The following is a 20,220-nucleotide window of genomic DNA, read 5'->3' on the forward strand; positions in this document are numbered from 1 at the left end:
GCAAATCTCTTACTATTCGAAATCGCCGATAGAATGCGATATAATAGACTCTCAATCTAGCAGCAAGCTGCGAGTCAAGATTGAGAGAGGGGATACTCGAATGAACCAGAACCGTATGGCCGTCCGGTGTCTAATCGCAGCATTGGGTGTAGCCCTCTTGCTTAGCGGTTGCCAGGCATCGAGCAGCAGTCAGGCGGGAGAGCCGCAATCGGGCCAGACCGAGGTTGATCCGGCCCTGACGCCATCCCCCGATCCTGATCATTCAGCGGAATCCGGGAGCGATACGGATAATGAAGGGGCCGTCGACGCCATTGCACAAATGAAGTCGGAATTCGCCCTGGCGAATACGGTGCAGGAAGTGGACGGACGAGCCGTCGTAACGAATGAAGAATCGATTATGGTTGTCGTGAATAAGGAGCGGTATTTGCCGGATGGATATGAGCCTCCGGATTTGGTAGAGCCGAATGTCAAGTTCTCGTTCGATGAGCCGCATGAGAAGCGCCATATGCGCAAGGAAGCGGCCGAAGCGCTGGAAGCGCTGTTCGCCGGCGCGGAGCAGGATGGCATCACGCTGAACGCCGTCTCGGGCTACCGCTCGTACCAGCGTCAGCAATCGCTGTTCAATCATTATGTCGAGACGCAAGGGAAAGAGTATGCTTCCCGCGTTAGTGCCGTTCCGGGAACGAGCGAGCACCAGACCGGGCTGGCGATTGACGTATCCAGCCCAAGCGTAGGCAACGTGCTGGAAGAGGTATTCGGCGATTCGGAAGAAGGAAAATGGCTTGCGGAACACGCCCATGAATATGGCTTCATCATCCGCTATCCGAAGGATGGCGAATCGATTACCGGCTATGTGTACGAGCCATGGCATATCCGCTATGTCGGGAAGGAAGCCGCTGACGCGATATATAGCGAAGGAACGACATTGGAGCAATTTTTGCAATAGCACTTCTTTATCACGATTCGGAAAAGAAAGCCGGAGATGGGTGACCGTCTCCGGCATATTTTATATCTTGGGCGGGCCCGGTCCGTCCGTTAGCGTTTGTCTGCTGCTCCGCTCGCACGGCACCGGCTGGCGGAGAAAGAGATCGGGGAGGCTCGAAGGAAACAGATGTAAAGCTTCTGTATATGAGCGAATGGGATACTCGATCATGCGGCCTAAAACAGAACCAGACGAGAGGATGCCTGAACGGCGCAAGCTTATGAGCGTATGGGATAATGGAGTAAAGGAAGCGAATAGGACGCTATGGGATAGCGGAACAAGGGACATAGAAACAAGAACACCGCCAGGACAACGGCGGGAATAACGCGAGCATATGAGCGAAGGGGATAATGGCTCAAAGGCGGCAAGGATGACGATACGCGGATAGGGAAGTAAAAGGCAGTCAATATAAGCATCCAGGCAAGGAAAGAGAAACGGCGCACGTAACGCAGAGAACCGGAGGAAGCTCCCCTTCCCCCGGTTCTCTATGCGTGCAGACTACTCTTTGGTGTACGGCTGCTCGTCACGGCGCTCGTCCGCCAGCGATTCGATGCTGTGGCGGCGGCGTTCGTTCTTCGCCTTCAGCTGCGCTTGCTCGCCTTCGCTTATTTCATCTGCATGCGCCGACAAATACTGCTCGCTCTCCCGCAGGTTCTCCACGGTATTGTCGATTGCATTCTGAATATGCGCTGCATTGTCCGCCCGGTTGTCCGGCTTTGGCATATGCAAGGCCTCCTTTGCCTTCCCGAGTATGGTGGACGCGACGCGACAAGACAGACGGACCCGAAGGTCCGCCTGAGCATGTCCGCGTTCGTGGCGTCATTTGATAAGTTGCATCAGCCGCCCGCTTTTTATGCTGGATGGCTGCCGGACTGGACGGGAAGAACAGGAACGCGCGATTCGCCCATTCTATGGCGCTGACGCAATGTCGCGCAGAGACAGGCCATTCTGAATTCCTTTGAGCCAGTCCTCATGATTGTAAGACAATATCTCTTTGCGCAAATCAAGCATCTTCCGATCCAGCTCGTCCACGGCTTTGGCCGCTTCCGTCAATTCCTTAATGACGTGAGAAGGCACCTGCTGCTCGAATTTATAATAAATAATGTGCTCCAGGCTCGCCCAGAAATCCATGGCCAGCGTCCGCAGTTGGATCTCCACATATATCCAGCGCGTATCCTCGAACAAGACCAGCGGCACCTGGACAATAATATGAAGGCTCTGATAGCCGTTCCCCTTCGGATTGGCGATATAGTCCTTGATTTCGGTAATGCGGATATCGTCGCGGGTCTTCAAATGATCGAGTATCAGGTAGATGTCTTTGACGAACGCGCATACGATCCGCATTCCAGCCACGTCATAGATCTTGTTCACAATCGAATCGAGGGTGAGCGGAAGGCCCTTGCGCTGCAGCTTGTTGAAAATGCTGCTCGGCTCCTTGAGACGTGTCTTAATATGCTCGATGGGCTCATAGCCGTTCCGAAGCTTCCACTCCGCTTGGATGACCTTGATCTTGGTCTCGAGCTCTTCCAGAGCCAACTGATACAATGTCGGGAGCTGCTTCACTTCTTCGTACTGCTTCATAATGATATCGGTCTGTGACATACGAATCTCCTCGTGTAATTGCGTAGTATGCAAGAGACATCGGCAAAAATGGATTACCGGATTGCCCGTATGCTTCTTCTATTGTAACGGATTCGGGGGCAGAATATCAAAGCACGCCCATCCGGCGATCGATGCCCAGCCGCTTCGGAATGGAGCCGCGCAGGCCGCGCAGGCTTGGCCAAAAAAGGCATCTCCTTTCCCATAGTAATCGCGGGTTCCTTCGTAGTATAATAAATCACCCCCGGTATATCATGGCTGATGCGGGCTTGCGGGGCGCCCGATTTGTGAAGCAGTTGTTGTACATGTTCTGTATCAGTTGCGCATACGTTGAACAAGAGGCTTGGTTCTGGAACCGGCTCTGCACGGCAACGGATCGCATGCCCGCCATGGAAGAACGGAGGGAGCATTACCCCGATTGTGTGAAGGGTCTGTTTCGATCCGCGCCGTCCTGTGTATAGGGGATAAGGGGCCATGTTCAACGGTGGGCATGGAAAGGGAGGGATTGCTTATGAACCGAATCTTGCAAAAGTTAAGGGAAGGCGCCAGCAAAGCATCGGAGAAGGCGCAAAATGTCATTGAAATCAATCGTTTGCAATCACAGATTGCGGCCCGGCGCAAAGAGATCGAGCAGAATGTGTATTTGATCGGCGAACGGGTATATGATGCCTATAAAAAGAAGGATTTGACGCTAGCGGAAGATGAGATTATGGCGCTTGGAGACGCCAACCTGCTGCTGGAAGAAGAGATCAAGCAGCTCGAATGGAAGGTGAGCGAGCTCCGCCATGAGAAGCGGTGCGAATGCGGAGAAGTGGCGCCGATAACGTCGAATTATTGCGCTGCCTGCGGCCGGAAGCTGCCAGAGGCGCCGGAGGCGCTGTTCGAAGAGGATGAGGAATGGGGCGAGGAGGAAGAGGAGACGAGAGTCTATGCCCATCATCCGTCCTCTGTCTCCGAATCGGCGCCCGCGGCGGAAGACGACGGCCGATGGGAGCCTTCGCAGCCGGAGGAAGACGAGGAGAGCGAGGAGGAAGTACGATACACGTACCATCCGGACCGCCTCCCGTCTCACCCGAAAAGGCAGAAGGAGGAATTCTCCATCCCGCCGCTGGAGTCCGGCCGGTCCGGACGGGAAATGAACATTACCGTCGGCGGCAGGCCGGTCGCGAGGAAGCCGGAGGAGCCTTCCGTCCGCCGCTGCCCGAACTGCAATTCCGCTGCAGAGCCGGAGGCGAAATGGTGCGAGCGCTGCGGCACGCCATTTATATGAACGGCTATGAACGGAGAAGAGCCGCGGGACGATTTGAAGGGGGTGTCTCACAGGCACTGCAAAATGATGGAGATGACGAGGTAACAGAGAATGTGGATGCGGGAAAAACGGCGGCGCAACTGGTGGAAGATGGATGAAGCAGTGAAATTCTGCGTGGATGCATCAATTTCTGCTCTTTAAGCCGCTATTTGATGAAATTCCTGCAAAATTACCACTAGCGTTGCATCAATCTTTTTACGAAAATTTCTACCCCATAAGTCTCTATATTTGTAACTTATTGAACTATATTCGTGGACAAAAATAAAGAAATCTCCTATTGTTGAGTTACCCAAAGCGTTATCCATAAAAACGCCTCAACAAAGGAGATTTCTATGGATAACGTACCGAATCAAAACGTCATTTGTCAATGCCTAAAATGGTTACATGTTCATTCTACTCGACACGAGTCATTGGATTACCGGGCCCAAAAGTTGTTTGTCGGCGCTTCGACACTCTTATTTGTAGAGGCACAGCTTCAGCAACGAGACTCATACAAAGTCATGTCAGAGCATGTAGCCGCTAATCCTGAATTTCAAGAACTGCTTGGACTCAAGAGCATAAGCGCTTCCCAACTATCGCGGAAGCTGAAACGGCTGCCTATGGAGTATCTTCAGACGCTCTTTTTCTCGCTCATTGATCGAATCAAGCAACTTACAAAAGGGAAACGCGGCATTACGCCTGGTATTGGGAAACTCAAGCTAATCGATTCATCGGGAATTACACTACCTCCCATTCTCGCGAAATGGTCCTATTGTTCCAAAAGTAGCCATGGCGTGAAGATGCACACCTCCTTGGTCGTTGCGGACTCCAAAACGATGTATCCAGACAAGATCGTCGCTTCAACCAAAGATGTAGCCGATCATGAAGTCGTGTTGGAATTTACAGTGGATAAAGATGCGACCTACGTGATGGACCGAGGATACCAGGTGTACGACCATTTTCAGAAATGGGTAGAGGATAAGATTAAATTTGTTTGCCGCGTCAAGCAAAAGAGCCGGTTAACGATCATCAGAAAAAGAGACCTCCCCAAAAGGCAGAATGGGTTTATCCTTGATGCTGATGTGACGATGCCGGAGCTGCCAGCGGTTCTGCGTTTGATTGAGTTTAACGATGACCAAGGGCGTACCTATCGAATTGTAACGAATCGATTTGACTTATCCGCACATCAAATTGCCGAGATTTATCGAAATCGCTGGCATATTGAGTTGTTTTTTAAATGGGTCAAGCAGCATATTCGATTGGTAAAACCCCACGGTTATACGGCCGAAGCGATTTGGAACCAAATGTATATTGCTTTAATCGCGTATGCTCTCTGTTTGCTGATTAAATTAACACTGGACTGTAAAAAGTCGACATGGGACCTCCTCCAGTTGATTCGCATCTATGCGGAAAAACCATGGGAAAATTTGATCGCTGCACTCAACCGCAAGCCGACTCGAACATCTAGAGGTCGACCAAAGCGAAATGGGAGACGTCCGAAAAAGGCAACAAAGTCGATGAAACCGAGACTGATTGTGACGTAATGACAAACGAAAACGATTTTTACATATAATGGATAACGCGTAGGGTCTGTTTCCAGCTCGACTTTTTTAGACTTAGCGCGGACATCGCAAATGTAAATATATATCATATATTGATGTTAATTGAAATTAGATTATGAACTAACCGCTCGATGCAACGCTAGTGCAAAATTACATGATGTTCATCGATTTTTGTCTTTTATCGATTGGATAGTCAGAAATTGATGCCGTTTTGCAGGATTCCCTGTAACGGAGTACACGTCATAAAGGAAAGCTGCCGTTTTGCAGTTTTCGGCGAGTCGAGCTTTGAGAAGCAGGGGGGGCTGTCTCACTGTAGTGAAATACTACTTTTGGGACACCCCCTTTTTTTATGCACTGTCGACAAATAGCGACGGTATTCGATGAAAAAATCTCCGGATTGAGTTACAATGACAACAGGGAAGGCCAGGTGAACAGCCTTGGTATCTGACAGATGTATTCGTAGAGTGGGAGGCTGGCCTGATGGAAGGACTCGTATCGCATTTGCGAGCGCTCGGGTTCACGGAAATGGAAGCAAAGATTGTTGTAAGTTTGTCTGAGCAGGGCGCAATGACCGGATATGAAATCGCCAAAAAGCTGGGGGTATCCCGTTCCAACGTCTATGCCGCGCTGCAGCGCCTCGTCGATCAGGGCGTCATCCTTCACCGCAAGGGAGATCCGTCACATTATGCGGCCCTGCCCGCGGAAGAACTGACGAAGCTGCTGGCGACCCGCCTGGAGACCTCGCTGCGCTATGTGGAGAAGAATATGCCTGCGGCGGAGGCGGACGGCAGCTCCTTCTACAGTATCGAAGGGGAGCGGGCGGTATCGGATACGATCAAGCGCACGCTGCATGATGCGGAGCGGGAGATTATCGTCGATGTATGGCCTGATGAAGCGGCCGAGCTCCGGGAGGAGCTGCTCCTGGCGGAAGCGCGGGGAGTGAAGGTGCTGTGGTCGATCGCCGGCCACGAAGGCCGGACGACCGAACGGATTTGGCCGATGTCGGGGAAGGTGGAGAGCGAGCCGCGGCATTTCGCTTTTGTCGTCGATCGGCGGGAGACGCTGATTGGGGCGCGGGGCAGCGGCCATGCCACCAAAGCGCTGCTGACGGAGCACCCGGCCGTGACGCGCCTCGTTCTGAGCCATTTCCTGCAAGAGGCGGTGCTGTATGAACTGGAGCGGGAGATGGACCTGAACGGCCAGCGGCGCTTCAGCGAACGGATAGAGGAGATTATGGCTAAATATTTTGACTAATTTTCGAACTTTGTGAAAAATGAAACAAATTCCTGAAACGTGAATCAGCTCATTGCGTATGGATCAAGATAGAAAGAAATGTGATGCGTCGCTCTGCCAGGCCAAGCTTTCAAGGGAGCGTGATGCGCGGTGCATCGGGCGTGGCGCGACGGGCAGTCTACCATCTGGATGGAACCAAGCCGGGCGACAGCATAGAGGAGGAAGTCAGATGGAGTGCATTGTTCATTTTGAAGCGGTACATCGCGGAGCGGGAGACATTGCGAAGCTGCGCGGGCTGATCATGACGGAGGAAGGGAAGAAGCCGACGCCGCCGGAACTCGAGGAGATGTTCCGGATGATGGGATATAACGTGCGCTGCACGGATAAAGACAGTCTGATTTTCACGCCGAATACGAGCGATGGCGATATTGAAGAGATTCGCGTCAAGAAGCTGGATATCGGGGAGGAATCCTACACCCCGGACATGCAGCTGCGCGCCATTGCCGAACAATTGATGAACAAGCCGAACCGGCCGATGTAACGGAGCGGGAGCGGACTTGTCCGGCAATGCGTTCGAATGAATAGAAGCAAGGCCTTCTTCCCGGACATGCGGTGATACGCATGGAGAGAAGAAGGCCCTGCTTCCTTCCGGCCGCTTACGCGCGTGCGCCGGACTCGTCCAGCATGGACGTGCAATGTGCGCAGCGTACGGCTTCCTTCGGAATCTCCGAGAGGCAGTACGGGCATTCCTTCGTTGTCGGCTCCGCCGGCGCTTCCTCTGCCTTCTTCCGGCGGTGCAGGATATTGGTGCCTTTCACGATTGAGAAGACGCAGAAAGCGACAATCAGGAAATCGATGATGACATTGATGAATTGGCCGTAGGCAATGACGGCAACCCCGGCTTCTTGCGCTTGGGCAAGCGACAGGGAAGAGACGGGTTGTCCATTCACGACCAGATCCGGATCGAGCGGAATGAACAGATCCTTGAAGTTCATGCCGCCCAACAGCTTGCCGATCGGCGGCATGATGAGATCGTTGACGATGGAGGTGACGATTTTGTTGAACGCGCCTCCGATGATCACCCCGACGGCGAGATCGATAACGTTGCCCCGAACGGCGAATTGCTTGAACTCTTCAAAAAAAGAGCCTACTTTTGATTTGGCCATCCGATATTATTCTCCTTTCCTATATAAACTGCCTGTCCGGATGATGCCATAAGGCCGGCATCATGGCAGCAGGCGCAGCGCGCAGCTCAGCGTGAGCGCTGCGGAATCATCAACTGCAGCTTGCCCGGAGCGGCAGCGGCGTGCAGAGGGGTCGCGGAGACGCGCTCTCCGTCCCCGTATGTCCAGCGGCGGACCGCGGAGCGGATGCCTATCTGCCGGCCGCGCAGCATGGTAACATACGGAAGCGTCCGATGGCGTCCCGAATAGACGGTCGGGAAGAGCCGCAGCAGTTCCCAGCGGCTGCAGCCGTGCACGACGCAGACGTCCAATAGACCGTCCCCGGCTTCCGCATCCGGACAGATCGGGATGCCGCCCCCGTAATAGGGGGCGTTGGTAATGGCGGCGAGCCAGACGTCCTTGAAGGAGCGGTCAGCGCCATCCACGACAATGTCGGCGTCTGCCGGCCGGAATCGGAATAAGGTGCGGAGCATGCCGTATACATACGCAAGCGAGCCGATGCCAAGACGGTTGAACCACCTTTTATAACGGCTCGCATTCACGTATTGCGCCACGTCGGCATCGAATCCGGTGGCGAGCGCGGTCAGCGTCCATTGGCCGTTCGCATAAATCAGATCGACGATGGACCGCTGTCCATGGAGAATCGTATGCAGGGCCTCCAACGGATCCGTCGGGAGGGAGAAGCCGCGCGCCGTATCGTTGCCCGAACCTGCGGGGATAATGCCCAAGGTTGCTTCCGTGCCGACCAGCAGCGGCAGCAGGCGGTGAATGGTGCCGTCTCCTCCGATCACGACGTCGAGAGCGCTGGGATTGCGCTCTACATATTGCCGGACCGCCTCCTCCGCTTCTTCTGCCGTCCGTGTAATACTGGAGTCGTGAGGGATGTCGAATCGCCGCAGACAGTTCTCTACGCTGCGCCAGATCCATATACCTCTTCCGTTCCCCGCATTTCGGTTCACCACAAACAGCATCATGCTCTCTCCTATGTCCATTCGAGTCCAACACGATGCTGGACTAGGGTCAACTATGATTCTCTTATCATAGCAAAACAGCGATGATTTGCGTGAACTTTTTGCAAGGAAGTTCCCGGCAACGGGCAGGAAAAATAAGGGATTCGTCGAATGGATCGAATGGGCTATCGTAATGATGGACTGTTATCGTCAAAAAGGATTCCAGGGAGGCTGCTGCCGCATGTCCATGTTCAATCGTTTCTTGGCAAGCGCGATGTACGGAGGAAGCCAGGTTGATACCTTGCTGGAGCGGGGGCGCTATGCGCCGGGCGAGCAGATGCGCGGCATCGTGAAGCTTCGCGGCGGCCCCTTGTCCCGAAGAATCGAAGGGATTCACTTGATTTTGCAGACCGATTATGCGGAACCGCACCTTCCGCAAGGCATGTCGAGGGCCTGCACGCTGAGGCGTTATCCCGTCTGTTCCTATGTGAGCGTGGACCCGCTGGAGACGAAGGAGCTTCCTTTTTGTATCCGGCTTCCGGCCCATTTGCCTTTGACTATCGGAGAGACGTCCGTCTGGCTGCAGACGGTGATGGAGAACGGGGAAGCGAGGGAGCCTTCGGATGAGGATCGGATTGACGTGATTCCGAGCGTGGAGCAGAGCATCGTCATCGATGCGGTGAATAGACTGGGCTTCCGGCTGCGAAGCGTTCACTGCCTCCCGTGGGATGGAAACGGTTTCTCTTCGTTCATGCAGCCGTTTGAATTTGTCGCCGCTTCTTCCTTCCAAGAATTGATCTCCGGTTTGCGGCTTGTATTTTGGCGAGGGGCGGAAGGGATGGAGCTGTATGTGTATACGGAGCCGGCATGGGAAGAAATGAGGCTGAAGCCGCTCTCCGCTCCGCTCGATACCGATCATAGAATAAAGCATTACAATCTGTCGGATATGGAATGGCGGCTGCTGGGAGCGGAGGAGCTGGCGGAGGAACTGGCCGAATGGATTCGAACGCAATATAGATATGTAACCTGAAAAAGGAGGGGCCCGCAGGCCCCGGTACCCTCAATGTTATTTATCGCCCCGATCGATATGCTTGCGCGGATGCGTCTGCTTCGGCGGTTCTTCTTCCGCTTTGGGCACGAGCCGGGGATCGGTCCGGCCTTCATGGTGATTGTCGAACATGAACTCCTTCAGCTCCCACTCGGACGCGCCCAATTGCGGATCCGAGGGAAAGTGCTGGCCGCGGTGAAGCACTTCTTCCCGTCCCCATTCATTTGCGTATATGCCGTCCACCTCGACCCGATCGCGGGACATGGGATGCATCTTATATTGATTATGCTCCTGTTCTTTTGTCATCGGTGCGCAGCTCCTTTTCTTCAGCATCCGTCTGCTGCGAGGGCGGTGCCGTCGCGCAGGCTCTCTATTATAGATGCCCCCGCTCAACGAATTGTATCCGGGTCCGGATTCTTGCCCCGCTGCCTGCGGCGCGGGCGTTACCTTTCCGCGAACCAGCGGGAAGGGAACAGCAAATAAATAATGGAAATCGCGGCGAACAGGCCGGCGCTGATCCAGATGACCGTGCCGGCGGACGATGCGCTCGCGATGACGCCTCCGATAACGGGGCCGAGCAGCACCCCGATCCCTTCCACGGTGGAGAGCAGACTCCAGCCCAGACCTTTATTCCCCGGCGGGACATACAGCGCCAGCAGCGCGTTCCAGGCCGGCAGCACCGCGGAGTAGGATATGCCGAGCAGCACGGCCAATCCGTAAGCGAAGATGACGGACGGATAGAGGGACAGCGAGGCGAGCGCCAGGCCGAAGATGCCGAAGCCGATAATCAGGAACGGCTTGCGGCCGACGCGGTCCGACCATTTGCCCATCGGGACAAGCCCGAGCACAGTGAAGCCGCCGCCAAGGACGAGCAGCACCGAGTACTGCTGGCTCGAGAAGGAGAGCGCCTCCGCGGCGAAGGTCGGCAGTATCGGGACGAGCATGCTCGCGCCCAGGGTCTGGAGAATCATGCCCGGGAGAAGCGGCTTCATCGCCTTCACCTTCACCAGCAGGGCGTCCCACTGCTGCTTGAACGGAACGGGAGTTGCCCCGGGCAATTGCTGTCTGCCTCCCCTGATGAAGAAGCTGAGCGCCCACGCGATACCCGATAAGGCGAACAGCAGCAGATAGGCGGTCTGCGGGTGCTTGTCCACGATCAGGTTGAGCACGACCGGGCCTGCCCCCATCCCGACAAGCCAGATCATATAGAGAAATCCCATCTGCGCGGCCCGGTTCTCTTCCTTCACCTTGGTGAGGCATACGATCCATACCGGGGAGATGCCGACGCCATACAGGGCGGCTGCCGCGATGAACAGCCAGTCGCTTGAGCCGTAATAGAACAGGCCGATGCCCGTGAATGAAATCAATAGCCCGGCATTGATGATGAGCCGGGGGGAGAAGCGGTCAAGCAAATATCCAATCCCCATTTTCAAAATCGTATCCGTTAAATAATGAGCCGTAATGGCGGTTCCGATAATGGCCAGATTGATATGCAAAGTATTTTTTCCGTAAATAGGAATAAACGAAATCAGGGCCGCCCCCCGAACGAACTCCACAAAAAATAAAATAATAGCCAGCAACGCGATGTCTCTGCCTAATCCAAGTCCCCGTAATCCCTTCAAGCAAGTAACGCTCCTTTCCTAATTATCCCATTATAGCGTGTTCGCCAACCGCTTGCCAGCAAGCGGGACAGGGCGGCGTGATCCCGGCTTCAGAGCCCGGGCCCCGAAGGAGCCGGGGCCATTGCACAAAATGCGGAATAGCGCTTCATTTCCAGGGTGCCCGATTCGTTGGATGGCGTACATGAGCGGTGTGTTTTTGCTCTGCTTTCGAATATGTTATAATAGAGAAACGGTTGCGAATTTCCAGAAAGAGAAGCGATACGTCCAGGCTGTACTCCATTGCGGAGCATGTTCTACAACGCTTTTGGGAGGGAATTTTCATGGCAACGAAAGGTCACAACGAAGTGAAAGAAAGTTTGTTGGAGATGACTCGCATTTTCCGTCCAAAGAATCCGCGGAAGTTTGTGAGGGAGTATATCCGGAAGTACCGGATTATGGGAGGCTATGAAGACGAACTAACTCATCTTGTAGAGCTTGAGCTTGGCAAGATCGACACCAGCGTGTCGTAATTCACGCAGTCACGGCAGAGACGCAGGCAGATGGATGTATCGGCCGCGTGCAGGACGTGCGGCAATCAGGATAAGGCGTCAGTTCTTAGATATAGAGATAATGAAGCGCTCCGAACAGGTCGGAGCGCTTTTTTTGCGTCCTGCGGCGTGGCGCGGGCCTCACCGAATATAGCGGCGCAGATCTTCCCGGATGATATCCTGCACCGATTCCAGGGACTCCCCCGGATAGGCTCTCAACGCGTGAATCGATACCGAATTGAACAGATCCTTATTAGCGCTCGTGTAGACTTTGGCGATACTCGGGTCATGGCGCCGAATGGCCGTATTCACCGTATGCAGGAATTCATCGGACAGATCGTCCATCCGCTCCAGCGTCCGCATCGGGCTGTGCTTCGTTACCGCCTGGGGATTCTTCTTGTCGAACTTCCTGCTTGTCTCGTTCCGTCCCATGCCGTACTGCTCGCGGGTATCGTTGCCGCCGCGGCCCTTCACTCCGTTGGCTGTCCCTTCGAACGTCAGAGCGACATAGGCGGTGTCGTTCCATCTCAGCACATACCCGGCTGCGACGCCCTCCATGTTGCTGACAAGCGCGCTCAGCGGACGGTCGACATACAATGTGTTGGGACGATGCAATTCCGGGCGGTCGAACTGTTTCCGCTCCAGGCTGTTGCCTTTGGCGGTGTAATCGGGGGTAGCAATATCGGAATCGGTCGGAGTCGACGGCCTTTTTTCCAGGGGCTGCACCGTCTTCCGGTTCGCGTAGTTTGCGGTTGTATTTCCGTCATAGGATCTTGTTTTCTCGGAGCGATAGCCGATGCAGCCAGTCAAGCCGACGGCAATGCTTAGCACACAGGCGGTATAAGTGACAATTGAGTGAACATTCCGATTGTGTTTCTGACCATTTATTGACGACACAAGCATCCCTCCTCGTATAGTATTTCCTGAAGGCAGTTTTGAGTCTTTTTCCAGTCCTTTATAGAAACATAGAATGCCTTCAAAATTTCCAGCTTGCACATTGAAAATTAATATGGGGACTGGACTTTCCGGAATGTCTCTGGACAATGGAACTTAGGGTTCCATTCGGGGAAATTCGTCTCCCTCCTGTAGTCCAATCTACTTTTTAAGTCTGTTTCTCCGGTACTCGCTTGCACTTCTTACCCGCTGGCTGTTCCCTTCGGCAACTCATGCCCGACTGTAGCAGCGTCGGGGCAGCTCGTGAACCGAAGCGTGTTCTCATATGCGAGGGTGATTGATCGGCGAGTGCGCCGGAGACAGTCCGGAGAGTCCGTTCCCTGAATCCCTTATAGAAAGGAGGAATTCTCTTGAAGCTTTTTGTCGGTATTGACGTCAGTTCCGAAGAACTGGAAGCCTGTTTGATGAAATCGGATGGCGACACCCTGGAGACCTTCAAGACCACCAACAATCTGCACGGCGCTTCTTACTTGCGGGATCGCATCATTTCTGCTGCGGTCAAGACAGCCTGCTCTGAGGTTCATATCGGGCTTGAAGCCACATCCGTCTACAGTTGGCATCCAGCCATGTACTTGCATGAGGATGAGGCCCTTCAACAATTGAATGCCAAGGTGTTCACCATTAATCCGAAGCTGATTAACAAATTCAAAGACGCTTATGCCGACCTGGACAAAACCGATCGCATCGATGCCTGGATCATTGCAGACCGCCTGCGTTTTGGCAGACTCACGACGACTATCGTGATGCAGGAACAGTACATCGCCTTGCAGCGGCTCACTCGCATGCGATTCCATCTCGTACACAACCTTACCCGCGAGAAGCAATACTTTTTGCAAAATCTGTTCTACAAGTGCAATGCTTTTCGCGCGGAGGTGGACAGTTCCGTGTTCGGCCATGCCATCATGGAAATGCTCTCGGAAAAGTATAGTCTGGATGAGATGGCGAATATGGATGTCGCCCGTTTGGCTGACTATCTCAAGGACAAGGGGAGAAATCGTTTCCCCGATCCCGAACACGTCGCCCGCTGTATTCAAAAGGCGGCTCGGGCCTCGTACCGTCTCTCGAAGGTTGTCGAGGATTCCATTGATTTGGTGCTGGGCACCTCAATTCAGTCGATCCGGAGCATCCAGAGTCAGCTTAAAGAGCTCGACAAGGCGATTGAGCGCATTTTAGACGGCATTTCCAGCAGCCAGTGCCTCCGTTCCATTCCGGGCATTGATCGGGTCTATGCCGCAGGCATCCTGGCCGAGATCGGCGACATCGACCGCTTCACGGATCAAGCCGCCTTGGCCAAGTATGCGGGTCTGACGTGGCGCAAGCACCAATCCGGCTCCTTCGAGGCGGAAGATACAAAGCGCATTCGTTCCGGCAACCGATTCCTTCGCTACTACCTTGTTGAAGCTGCCAACTCGGTAAAAAACCGCGACCCGGAATTCGGGGAGTACTACCGGAAGAAATTCAATGAAGTCCCTAAGCATCAACACAAACGTGCCCTCGTCTTAACGGCAAGAAAACTTGTGCGTCTGGTCGATGTGCTGCTACGCAACGACCAACTCTATACGCCCAGAAGGAAGGTGAAGCCGACAGAGCAATAATGCCTTGGCTCATGAATTTTCTTCTCTAATTCCCAGTTAAATTATGGTATTTTACTTAATTTTCGACTGGGTCTAGTTTGGTGATGCCTTTTTTGGGATTGATCCTGCTGCACGCCAAGGAAATTTTCCAATTCTCATCAATCAGGGACTTGACATCATACCGCTGGACTTCATGATTTACGTTATTTTTCTGAAAAACGGGTATAAGTATGCAGGGAGCACCGCCGTCAATGTTTGAGAATCGGAAATTTGACAACATCTTCTTGCTTTCGACACATTTCGATGAGGGTGTTTTCAATTTGTAAGCGTTTGCATTTGTTGATATAACGGGCCAAAATGACTTTCTGAACACTTTGTGAACTCCTCCCGAAACATTGACAAATAAAATATTGGTAATTATATTTAGGTAAGTGATTGTATTTATTGACAGGATTACGACATCCGTGCTAGAGCCGGTGACTCCATGGGGACCGGTTGGATAGCTATGTGCATGCGTAAGCGCATGCAACATGCCGCTGCCTGACACGGTCGAAGCCTTTCTTCCGTAGCGATTTGAAGCGTGCCGAGAGGATTGGAATTCCGCGCGTGGAGCATAATGTATACGTTCGCATGAATGTATGCTGATGCTTTCGGACAGGAAGGCAAGTGAAGGGGCATGAGATGCGGTAATCAGCGAAAACGTACAAAGTGGGGTTGATCAATGATGAAACGGTGGCATGCAGTGAAGCGACTCCTTCCTCTGTTAGCCGGGCTCGTCTTGCTGCTCAGCGCTTGTGGCCGCGCGGATTTGTCCGCTCTCAATCCACAGGGTCCGATAGCAGAGGGTCAGTTCGGTCTGATGAAGATTGCGATTTCGATTATGACGCTCGTAGTCGTTGCCGTATTCGCGCTTTCCATTTATGCCGTCATCCGCTTCCGCAGACGGCCGGGTGACCAATCGATTCCGAAGCAAGTAGAAGGCAATCACAAGATGGAGGTTATTTGGACGGTTATTCCGATTCTCCTCTTGATTATTCTGGCAGTGCCGACCGTGAAGTACGTCTTCGCCTTCGCTGAAGATTACAGCAAGGATCCGGACGCTATCAAGGTCAAGGTAACCGCGCACCAATTCTGGTGGGAATTTGAATACCCTGAACTGGGCGTACATACAGCACAAGATCTAGTCATCCCTACAGGGAAAAACGTGGCGGTTGAGTTGCGGACGGCCGACGTCCTTCACTCGTTCTGGGTACCTGCTCTCGCAGGGAAGATGGATACCAACCCGTCAGGCAACGTGAATAAAATGTACTTCAGCGCGAACGAGGTTGGGGTATACCGGGGCAAGTGCGCCGAGTTGTGCGGACAGTCCCACGCCTTGATGGAATTCAAGGTCAAATCGGTAAGCGAGGAGACGTTCAACGCTTGGGTTAATGAGATGAAGGCGGAGCCGAAGCCGTTCGAAGGCGACGCGCAAGTCGCCGAGAGCTTCAAGCAGAATTGCCTCACTTGCCACGCTATCGATAATGCGCCTTCCCTCGGCCCGAATTTGAAGGGGACGGGAAGCCGCGAAGCTGTCGCCGGCATCATGCTCAACCGGGATACGATTGACGAGCCGATTGAGCAGCAAGTGGTGGAAGATCATTTGCGCCAGTGGATTCTGAATCCGCAGAAGGTGAAACCAGGGAATACGATGCCTAAATTCGAGGGCGTATTGTCAGAGAAAGAGCTGGACAGCATTGTGAAATATCTGGCGGAATACAAACTTGATTCTCTGAAAGAAATCAATAAGCAATAGAAAAGCATCTTCTAGGGGAGGTAACGACCTTGGCTCACACGGTGAAGCGTCATCGCGGCTTAATGGATTGGCTGACGACGGTCGACCATAAGAAGATAGGTATTCTTTACCTTATTGCCGGAGGCTTCTTCTTCGGTATCGGCGGTATTGAGGCCATCTTGATACGTATACAGTTGATCAAACCGAATTTCGAATTCGTGGATGCGCAGACATTCAACGAATTGATTACGATGCATGGAACGACCATGATCTTCCTTGGCGCCATGCCACTGATATTCGCTCTAATGAATGCGATTGTTCCGCTGCAAATCGGGGCGCGCGACGTCGCGTTCCCGTTCCTGAACGCGCTCGGCTTCTGGACATTCTTCTTCGGAGGAGTGCTTCTGAATCTAAGCTGGCTGCTGGGCGGAGTGCCTGATGCAGGCTGGACTTCCTACGTCCCATTGTCCAGCACCGATTACAGCCCTCACCACGGGGTCGACTTCTATGTTCTCGGGCTGCAGATTTCCGGTCTCGGAACGCTGATCGGCGGGATTAACTTCCTGGCTACAATTATTAACATGCGCGCGCCGGGCATGTCATTCATGCGGATGCCGATGTTCACCTGGACGGCGTTCATTACGTCCGCGCTCATTTTGTTCGCTTTCCCTGCCGTTACGGTAGGTCTCGTATTGCTCATGTTCGACCGTCTCTTCGGAGGGAACTTTTTCTATACGCCGAATGGCGGGAACGTCGTTCTATGGCAGCATATTTTCTGGCTGTTCGGTCACCCTGAAGTATATATTCTGATTCTTCCGGCGTTCGGTATTATCTCGGATGTCGTCAGCACATTCTCGCGCAAGCGTCTGTTCGGGTACAGCTCGATGGTTTTCGCGACCGTGCTTATCGGATTCCTGGGCTTCATGGTCTGGGCGCACCATATGTTCACGGTTGGCCTGGGACCGGTTGCGAACGCGCTCTTCTCGGTCGCGACGATGCTGATTGCCGTTCCGACGGGGATCAAAATATTTAACTGGGTATTTACGTTATGGGGCGGTTCGATTAAATTTACCACCGCCAATCTATTTGCAGTTGGCTTTATCCCTACGTTCGTTATGGGGGGCGTAACCGGGGTCATGCTGGCCGCGGCGCCGGCAGACTTTCAGTTCCACGACACCTACTTCGTCGTAGCCCACTTCCACTATACGATTGTAGGCGGATTGATTCTTGGCCTCTTCGCGGGCTTCCATTACTGGTGGCCGAAGATGTTCGGACGGATGCTGAACGAGAAAATAGGCAAGGCCACGTTCTGGATGTTCTGGATTGGCTTCCAACTGACGTTCTTTGTTCAGCACTTCCTCGGTTTGATCGGGATGCAGCGCCGCATCTTTACGTATTTGCCGAACCAGGGCTTCGATGCGATGAACCTTATCAGTACGATCGGGGCGCTGATGATGGGGGTTGGGGTATTGCTTTTCCTGGCCAACGTTATTCTCGCCGCTCGCCAGAAGCAGGTCGTGGGCAACGATCCTTGGGAAGACGGACGTACGCTGGAGTGGACGATTCCTTCTCCGCCGCCGGAGTATAACTTCAAGCAGACTCCGCTTGTGCGCGGATATGACGCTTGGTGGAAAGAAAAGATGGAAGGCCGTACGGAGATGACGCCGGCCGAACCGGTTGGAGCGATCCATATGCCTTCACCTTCCATCCTGCCGTTCATGATGTCCGTCGGCCTGTTCATCGCCGGCTTCGGATTCATGTTCGCCAAGGACGATTTCAAAAATGGGGCATTGAATTTCCTGTTCAACAACCATCTCATTGCGATTCTTGGATTGGTGATTACGTTCGCCTGCATGGTCATTCGTTCGGTCAAAGACGATCACGGCTATCATATTGAACCGGAAGAGTTGGAGCAAAAGGGGGTAAAAGCATGAGCGCACCTGCACACCACGCTGACGGCCAATGGCCTCACGAACCGGAAAAAGCGACGTTAGACGGCCGCAATAAAGTGATTGGCTTCTGGCTTTTCCTTGGCGGCGAAGCGGTGTTGTTCGGCACGCTGTTCGCGACGTTCCTGGCGCTCCGCGATCAGATAGGCGACGGACCGGCGGCCAGCGAGCTGTTCCAGCTTCCGATGATTGCGGCGGCAACGGCCATCCTCCTGGTGAGTTCCTTGACGAGCGTGTTCGCGGTTCAAGCGTTGCACCGCAAAGACATCAAGTCTTTGATTACGTGGCTCATCGTTACTGTTGTTCTCGGCTTCTGCTTCCTCGGATTGGAGATTTACGAGTTCGTCGAGTACGTCCATGAAGGCCATACGTTCACGACAAGCGCCTTCAGCACATCGTTCTATACGCTAGTCGGGTTCCACGGCGCGCACGTTGCCTTCGGCGTCGTCTGGATTACCATCCTGATTGGCCAGCTCTTCAAGAAAGGGCTCAACCTGGTTACGGCGCCTAAAGTGTACGTGTCGGCGATTTACTGGCACTTCATCGATGTCGTATGGGTATTCATCTTTACGGTTGTCTACTTGATGGGAAAGGTGGGGTAAGCGATGGCAGCTCAAAACGTGGCATCCAACTCGTCGAATCGCCGTCATAAGCATGAAGGAAAGCAAAAGCATATCATTGCTTTTATCTTCTCCATCGTACTGACGCTTATCGCCTTTGTAATGGTAGCTTCCGCCGGTATCGTGAACAAAACATTCACCTATATTCTGCTTCTTGTCATGGCTGTTCTCCAGGTCATCATTCAAATGGCCTACTGGATGCATATGAAGGACAAAGGCCATATGCTGCCCATTGTCTTTATGATAGGCGGAGCTTTCGTCGCATTCCTGGCGATTATAATGGCCGTATATTGGGTCTGGTGGTAAGCCGAATCGGATATTTAGAAAGAGGGGACGCACAGCCGTCGCCTCTTTTTCCGTAATAGAGCAAAATGTGGCGAAATGATGGCATCCGCAAGAGAAGGAGATGAACGAGATTGTTTGAATTAACGAAATACTTTAGCCCGTATGATGTATGGAGTCCGTTGTTTCTTGTCTCTTCGGTGCTTGTTATCATTCTCTATTTGGGAATCACGGGTCCGTATAGACGAGTGTTCGCCCAGGTTGATCCCGTGCCTGTATCCAAGAAGTTCATGTTCATCATCGGCGTGCTGCTGTTATATCTGGCCCAATGGGGGCCGCTGAACATCATGAGCCATATGATGCTGACGTTCCATATGCTGATGATGGCTATCACGTACATTATTGTCCCGCCATTGATTCTATTAGGCATCCCGGCCTGGCTGTGGAAATATTTGCTCGATCGCAAGCCGCTCCGGCGGCTGAAAGGGTTCATGCATCCGATCCTCATGGCCCTGCTGTTCAATGCTTTATTCTCGTTCTACCATGTGCCTGCGATTCATGATTATGTGATGACGCATTACACGGTTCATGTCGTCTATTATATTGTTCTGTTCATCGCATCCATGATCATGTGGTGGCCGATTGTCGTGCCGGTCCCGGAGTGGGTTATGCTGGCGGATGTCAAGAAGATGGGTTATATCTTCTTGAACGGCGTCCTGATTACGCCGGCGTGCGCGCTCATTATTTTTGCAGGCGAGCCGTTGTACGCGACTTATGTGGACAAGGAAACGTGGATTCAAGCGATGGGCTACTGTCTAACCGGCGATCCGAGCAAGCTGCTGGCCGCTTTTGACGGCCCTGAATTCTTCAACTGGTTCTCGCCGGAGGAGGATCAGCAGCTCGGGGGCATCGTGATGAAGCTGGTGCAAGAGATTATGTTCGGCTGCATTCTCTATTATGTCTTCATTCATTGGTACCGGAGAGAAAGCAAAGAGGATGACGATATTGTGGACACTCTTCCAGAAGGGCAGCTCCATTGATAGAATTGGTTTATAATGAAAGGCAAGTCTGA

General features: G+C 53.1%; 20 protein-coding genes. 13 read left to right on the top strand and 7 right to left on the bottom strand.

Annotated features, from left to right (window positions below; genetic code table 11):
• The first annotated feature begins 100 nt into the window (after positions 1-100).
• Entirely contained in the window at positions 101-946 is an 846-nt protein-coding gene (locus OCY70_RS10405) for a M15 family metallopeptidase (protein WP_213431048.1), read from the top strand.
• A gap of 534 nt (positions 947-1,480) precedes the next feature.
• Here the strand turns inward: OCY70_RS10405 and tlp are convergent.
• Together tlp and OCY70_RS10415 are read right to left on the bottom strand one after the other, a co-directional pair.
• Complete coding sequence (gene tlp / locus OCY70_RS10410) at positions 1,481-1,705, bottom strand: small acid-soluble spore protein Tlp (RefSeq protein WP_213431047.1); 225 nt, start codon at positions 1,703-1,705, stop codon at positions 1,481-1,483.
• 186 nt (positions 1,706-1,891) lie between these two features.
• Positions 1,892-2,584 (bottom strand): GTP pyrophosphokinase, encoded by a 693-nt coding sequence (locus OCY70_RS10415; RefSeq protein ID WP_213431046.1) that lies wholly within the window; start codon positions 2,582-2,584, stop codon positions 1,892-1,894.
• 508 nt (positions 2,585-3,092) lie between these two features.
• Here OCY70_RS10415 and OCY70_RS10420 point away from each other — a divergent pair.
• The 4 genes from OCY70_RS10420 to OCY70_RS10435 all read left to right on the top strand — a co-directional run bounded on the left by OCY70_RS10420 (position 3,093) and on the right by OCY70_RS10435 (position 7,205).
• The gene (locus OCY70_RS10420) at positions 3,093-3,851 is read left to right on the top strand and encodes a zinc ribbon domain-containing protein (RefSeq protein ID WP_213431045.1); all 759 of its coding nucleotides are present in this window, start codon (positions 3,093-3,095) and stop codon (positions 3,849-3,851) included.
• A 371-nt stretch (positions 3,852-4,222) separates the two neighbouring features.
• A complete protein-coding gene (locus OCY70_RS10425; RefSeq protein ID WP_261944587.1) occupies positions 4,223-5,413 on the top strand; it encodes an IS4 family transposase in 1,191 nt (396 codons plus the stop codon).
• Positions 5,414-5,911: 498 nt separating this feature from the next.
• Positions 5,912-6,685: a TrmB family transcriptional regulator gene (locus OCY70_RS10430; RefSeq protein WP_213431173.1), complete on the top strand. Its 774-nt coding sequence runs from the start codon at positions 5,912-5,914 to the stop codon at positions 6,683-6,685.
• 208 nt (positions 6,686-6,893) lie between these two features.
• Positions 6,894-7,205, top strand: a complete 312-nt coding sequence (locus OCY70_RS10435; protein WP_213431172.1) for a dipeptidyl aminopeptidase — start codon at positions 6,894-6,896, stop codon at positions 7,203-7,205.
• A gap of 115 nt (positions 7,206-7,320) precedes the next feature.
• Here OCY70_RS10435 and mscL read toward each other — a convergent pair whose 3' ends face one another.
• Positions 7,321-7,830: a large conductance mechanosensitive channel protein MscL gene (mscL, locus tag OCY70_RS10440; RefSeq protein ID WP_213431171.1), complete on the bottom strand. Its 510-nt coding sequence runs from the start codon at positions 7,828-7,830 to the stop codon at positions 7,321-7,323.
• An 86-nt stretch (positions 7,831-7,916) separates the two neighbouring features.
• Positions 7,917-8,822: a diacylglycerol/lipid kinase family protein gene (locus OCY70_RS10445; RefSeq protein WP_249725638.1), complete on the bottom strand. Its 906-nt coding sequence runs from the start codon at positions 8,820-8,822 to the stop codon at positions 7,917-7,919.
• Between the two features lie 217 nt (positions 8,823-9,039).
• Here OCY70_RS10445 and OCY70_RS10450 point away from each other — a divergent pair, with 217 nt between their 5' ends.
• Positions 9,040-9,828: a sporulation protein gene (locus OCY70_RS10450; RefSeq protein ID WP_213431170.1), complete on the top strand. Its 789-nt coding sequence runs from the start codon at positions 9,040-9,042 to the stop codon at positions 9,826-9,828.
• A gap of 36 nt (positions 9,829-9,864) precedes the next feature.
• On the opposite strand, the gene OCY70_RS10455 is transcribed toward OCY70_RS10450, so the two are convergent.
• Both OCY70_RS10455 and OCY70_RS10460 read right to left on the bottom strand, forming a co-directional pair.
• The gene (locus OCY70_RS10455; RefSeq protein ID WP_213431169.1) at positions 9,865-10,152 is read right to left on the bottom strand and encodes a transposase; all 288 of its coding nucleotides are present in this window, start codon (positions 10,150-10,152) and stop codon (positions 9,865-9,867) included.
• A gap of 137 nt (positions 10,153-10,289) precedes the next feature.
• Positions 10,290-11,468 carry an MFS transporter gene (locus OCY70_RS10460; RefSeq protein ID WP_213431168.1) on the bottom strand — a complete coding sequence of 393 codons (1,179 nt, stop codon included), beginning with the start codon at positions 11,466-11,468 and terminating at the stop codon, positions 10,290-10,292.
• 320 nt (positions 11,469-11,788) lie between these two features.
• Here OCY70_RS10460 and OCY70_RS10465 point away from each other — a divergent pair, with 320 nt between their 5' ends.
• Entirely contained in the window at positions 11,789-11,977 is a 189-nt protein-coding gene (locus OCY70_RS10465; RefSeq protein WP_006284293.1) for a hypothetical protein, read from the top strand.
• Between the two features lie 159 nt (positions 11,978-12,136).
• Here the strand turns inward: OCY70_RS10465 and OCY70_RS10470 are convergent, their stop codons facing one another.
• Positions 12,137-12,892, bottom strand: a complete 756-nt coding sequence (locus OCY70_RS10470; protein WP_213431167.1) for a hypothetical protein — start codon at positions 12,890-12,892, stop codon at positions 12,137-12,139.
• A 407-nt stretch (positions 12,893-13,299) separates the two neighbouring features.
• On the opposite strand from OCY70_RS10470, the gene OCY70_RS10475 reads away from it, so the two are divergent.
• The 6 genes from OCY70_RS10475 (at position 13,300) to ctaG (ending at position 20,188) form a co-directional block, all read left to right on the top strand.
• Complete coding sequence (locus tag OCY70_RS10475) at positions 13,300-14,544, top strand: IS110 family transposase (RefSeq protein WP_261944499.1); 1,245 nt, start codon at positions 13,300-13,302, stop codon at positions 14,542-14,544.
• Positions 14,545-15,244: 700 nt separating this feature from the next.
• Positions 15,245-16,318 carry a cytochrome c oxidase subunit II gene (gene coxB, locus OCY70_RS10480; protein ID WP_213428827.1) on the top strand — a complete coding sequence of 358 codons (1,074 nt, stop codon included), beginning with the start codon at positions 15,245-15,247 and terminating at the stop codon, positions 16,316-16,318.
• Between the two features lie 62 nt (positions 16,319-16,380).
• On the top strand, positions 16,381-18,231 hold the full coding sequence (gene ctaD / locus OCY70_RS10485; RefSeq protein WP_213428836.1) for a cytochrome c oxidase subunit I: 1,851 nt from the start codon (positions 16,381-16,383) through the stop codon (positions 18,229-18,231).
• Positions 18,228-18,848, top strand: a complete 621-nt coding sequence (locus tag OCY70_RS10490) for a cytochrome (ubi)quinol oxidase subunit III (protein WP_213428825.1) — start codon at positions 18,228-18,230, stop codon at positions 18,846-18,848. Before ctaD ends, OCY70_RS10490 begins: the two co-directional genes overlap by 4 nt.
• Positions 18,849-18,851: 3 nt before the next feature.
• Positions 18,852-19,172, top strand: coding sequence for a cytochrome C oxidase subunit IV family protein (locus OCY70_RS10495; protein WP_119790334.1), 321 nt, complete (start codon positions 18,852-18,854; stop codon positions 19,170-19,172).
• Positions 19,173-19,282: 110 nt separating this feature from the next.
• Complete coding sequence (gene ctaG / locus OCY70_RS10500; RefSeq protein ID WP_213428823.1) at positions 19,283-20,188, top strand: cytochrome c oxidase assembly factor CtaG; 906 nt, start codon at positions 19,283-19,285, stop codon at positions 20,186-20,188.
• Positions 20,189-20,220 lie beyond the last annotated feature (32 nt).

Source organism: Paenibacillus melissococcoides, assembly GCA_944800085.1.
In the GTDB taxonomy this organism is placed as follows: domain Bacteria; phylum Bacillota; class Bacilli; order Paenibacillales; family Paenibacillaceae; genus Paenibacillus_B; species Paenibacillus_B melissococcoides.

Bases quoted from the DNA above. Each gene is read 5' to 3' on its own strand.
- OCY70_RS10405 (WP_213431048.1), top strand. From the start codon at position 101: ATGAACCAGAACCGTATGGCCGTCCGGTGTCTAATCGCAGCATTGGGT.
- tlp (WP_213431047.1), bottom strand. From the start codon at position 1,705: ATGCCAAAGCCGGACAACCGGGCGGACAATGCAGCGCATATTCAGAAT.
- OCY70_RS10415 (WP_213431046.1), bottom strand. From the start codon at position 2,584: ATGTCACAGACCGATATCATTATGAAGCAGTACGAAGAAGTGAAGCAG.
- OCY70_RS10420 (WP_213431045.1), top strand. From the start codon at position 3,093: ATGAACCGAATCTTGCAAAAGTTAAGGGAAGGCGCCAGCAAAGCATCG.
- OCY70_RS10425 (WP_261944587.1), top strand. From the start codon at position 4,223: ATGGATAACGTACCGAATCAAAACGTCATTTGTCAATGCCTAAAATGG.
- OCY70_RS10430 (WP_213431173.1), top strand. From the start codon at position 5,912: ATGGAAGGACTCGTATCGCATTTGCGAGCGCTCGGGTTCACGGAAATG.
- OCY70_RS10435 (WP_213431172.1), top strand. From the start codon at position 6,894: ATGGAGTGCATTGTTCATTTTGAAGCGGTACATCGCGGAGCGGGAGAC.
- mscL (WP_213431171.1), bottom strand. From the start codon at position 7,830: ATGGCCAAATCAAAAGTAGGCTCTTTTTTTGAAGAGTTCAAGCAATTC.
- OCY70_RS10445 (WP_249725638.1), bottom strand. From the start codon at position 8,822: ATGATGCTGTTTGTGGTGAACCGAAATGCGGGGAACGGAAGAGGTATA.
- OCY70_RS10450 (WP_213431170.1), top strand. From the start codon at position 9,040: ATGTCCATGTTCAATCGTTTCTTGGCAAGCGCGATGTACGGAGGAAGC.
- OCY70_RS10455 (WP_213431169.1), bottom strand. From the start codon at position 10,152: ATGACAAAAGAACAGGAGCATAATCAATATAAGATGCATCCCATGTCC.
- OCY70_RS10465 (WP_006284293.1), top strand. From the start codon at position 11,789: ATGGCAACGAAAGGTCACAACGAAGTGAAAGAAAGTTTGTTGGAGATG.
- coxB (WP_213428827.1), top strand. From the start codon at position 15,245: ATGATGAAACGGTGGCATGCAGTGAAGCGACTCCTTCCTCTGTTAGCC.
- ctaD (WP_213428836.1), top strand. From the start codon at position 16,381: ATGGATTGGCTGACGACGGTCGACCATAAGAAGATAGGTATTCTTTAC.
- OCY70_RS10490 (WP_213428825.1), top strand. From the start codon at position 18,228: ATGAGCGCACCTGCACACCACGCTGACGGCCAATGGCCTCACGAACCG.
- OCY70_RS10495 (WP_119790334.1), top strand. From the start codon at position 18,852: ATGGCAGCTCAAAACGTGGCATCCAACTCGTCGAATCGCCGTCATAAG.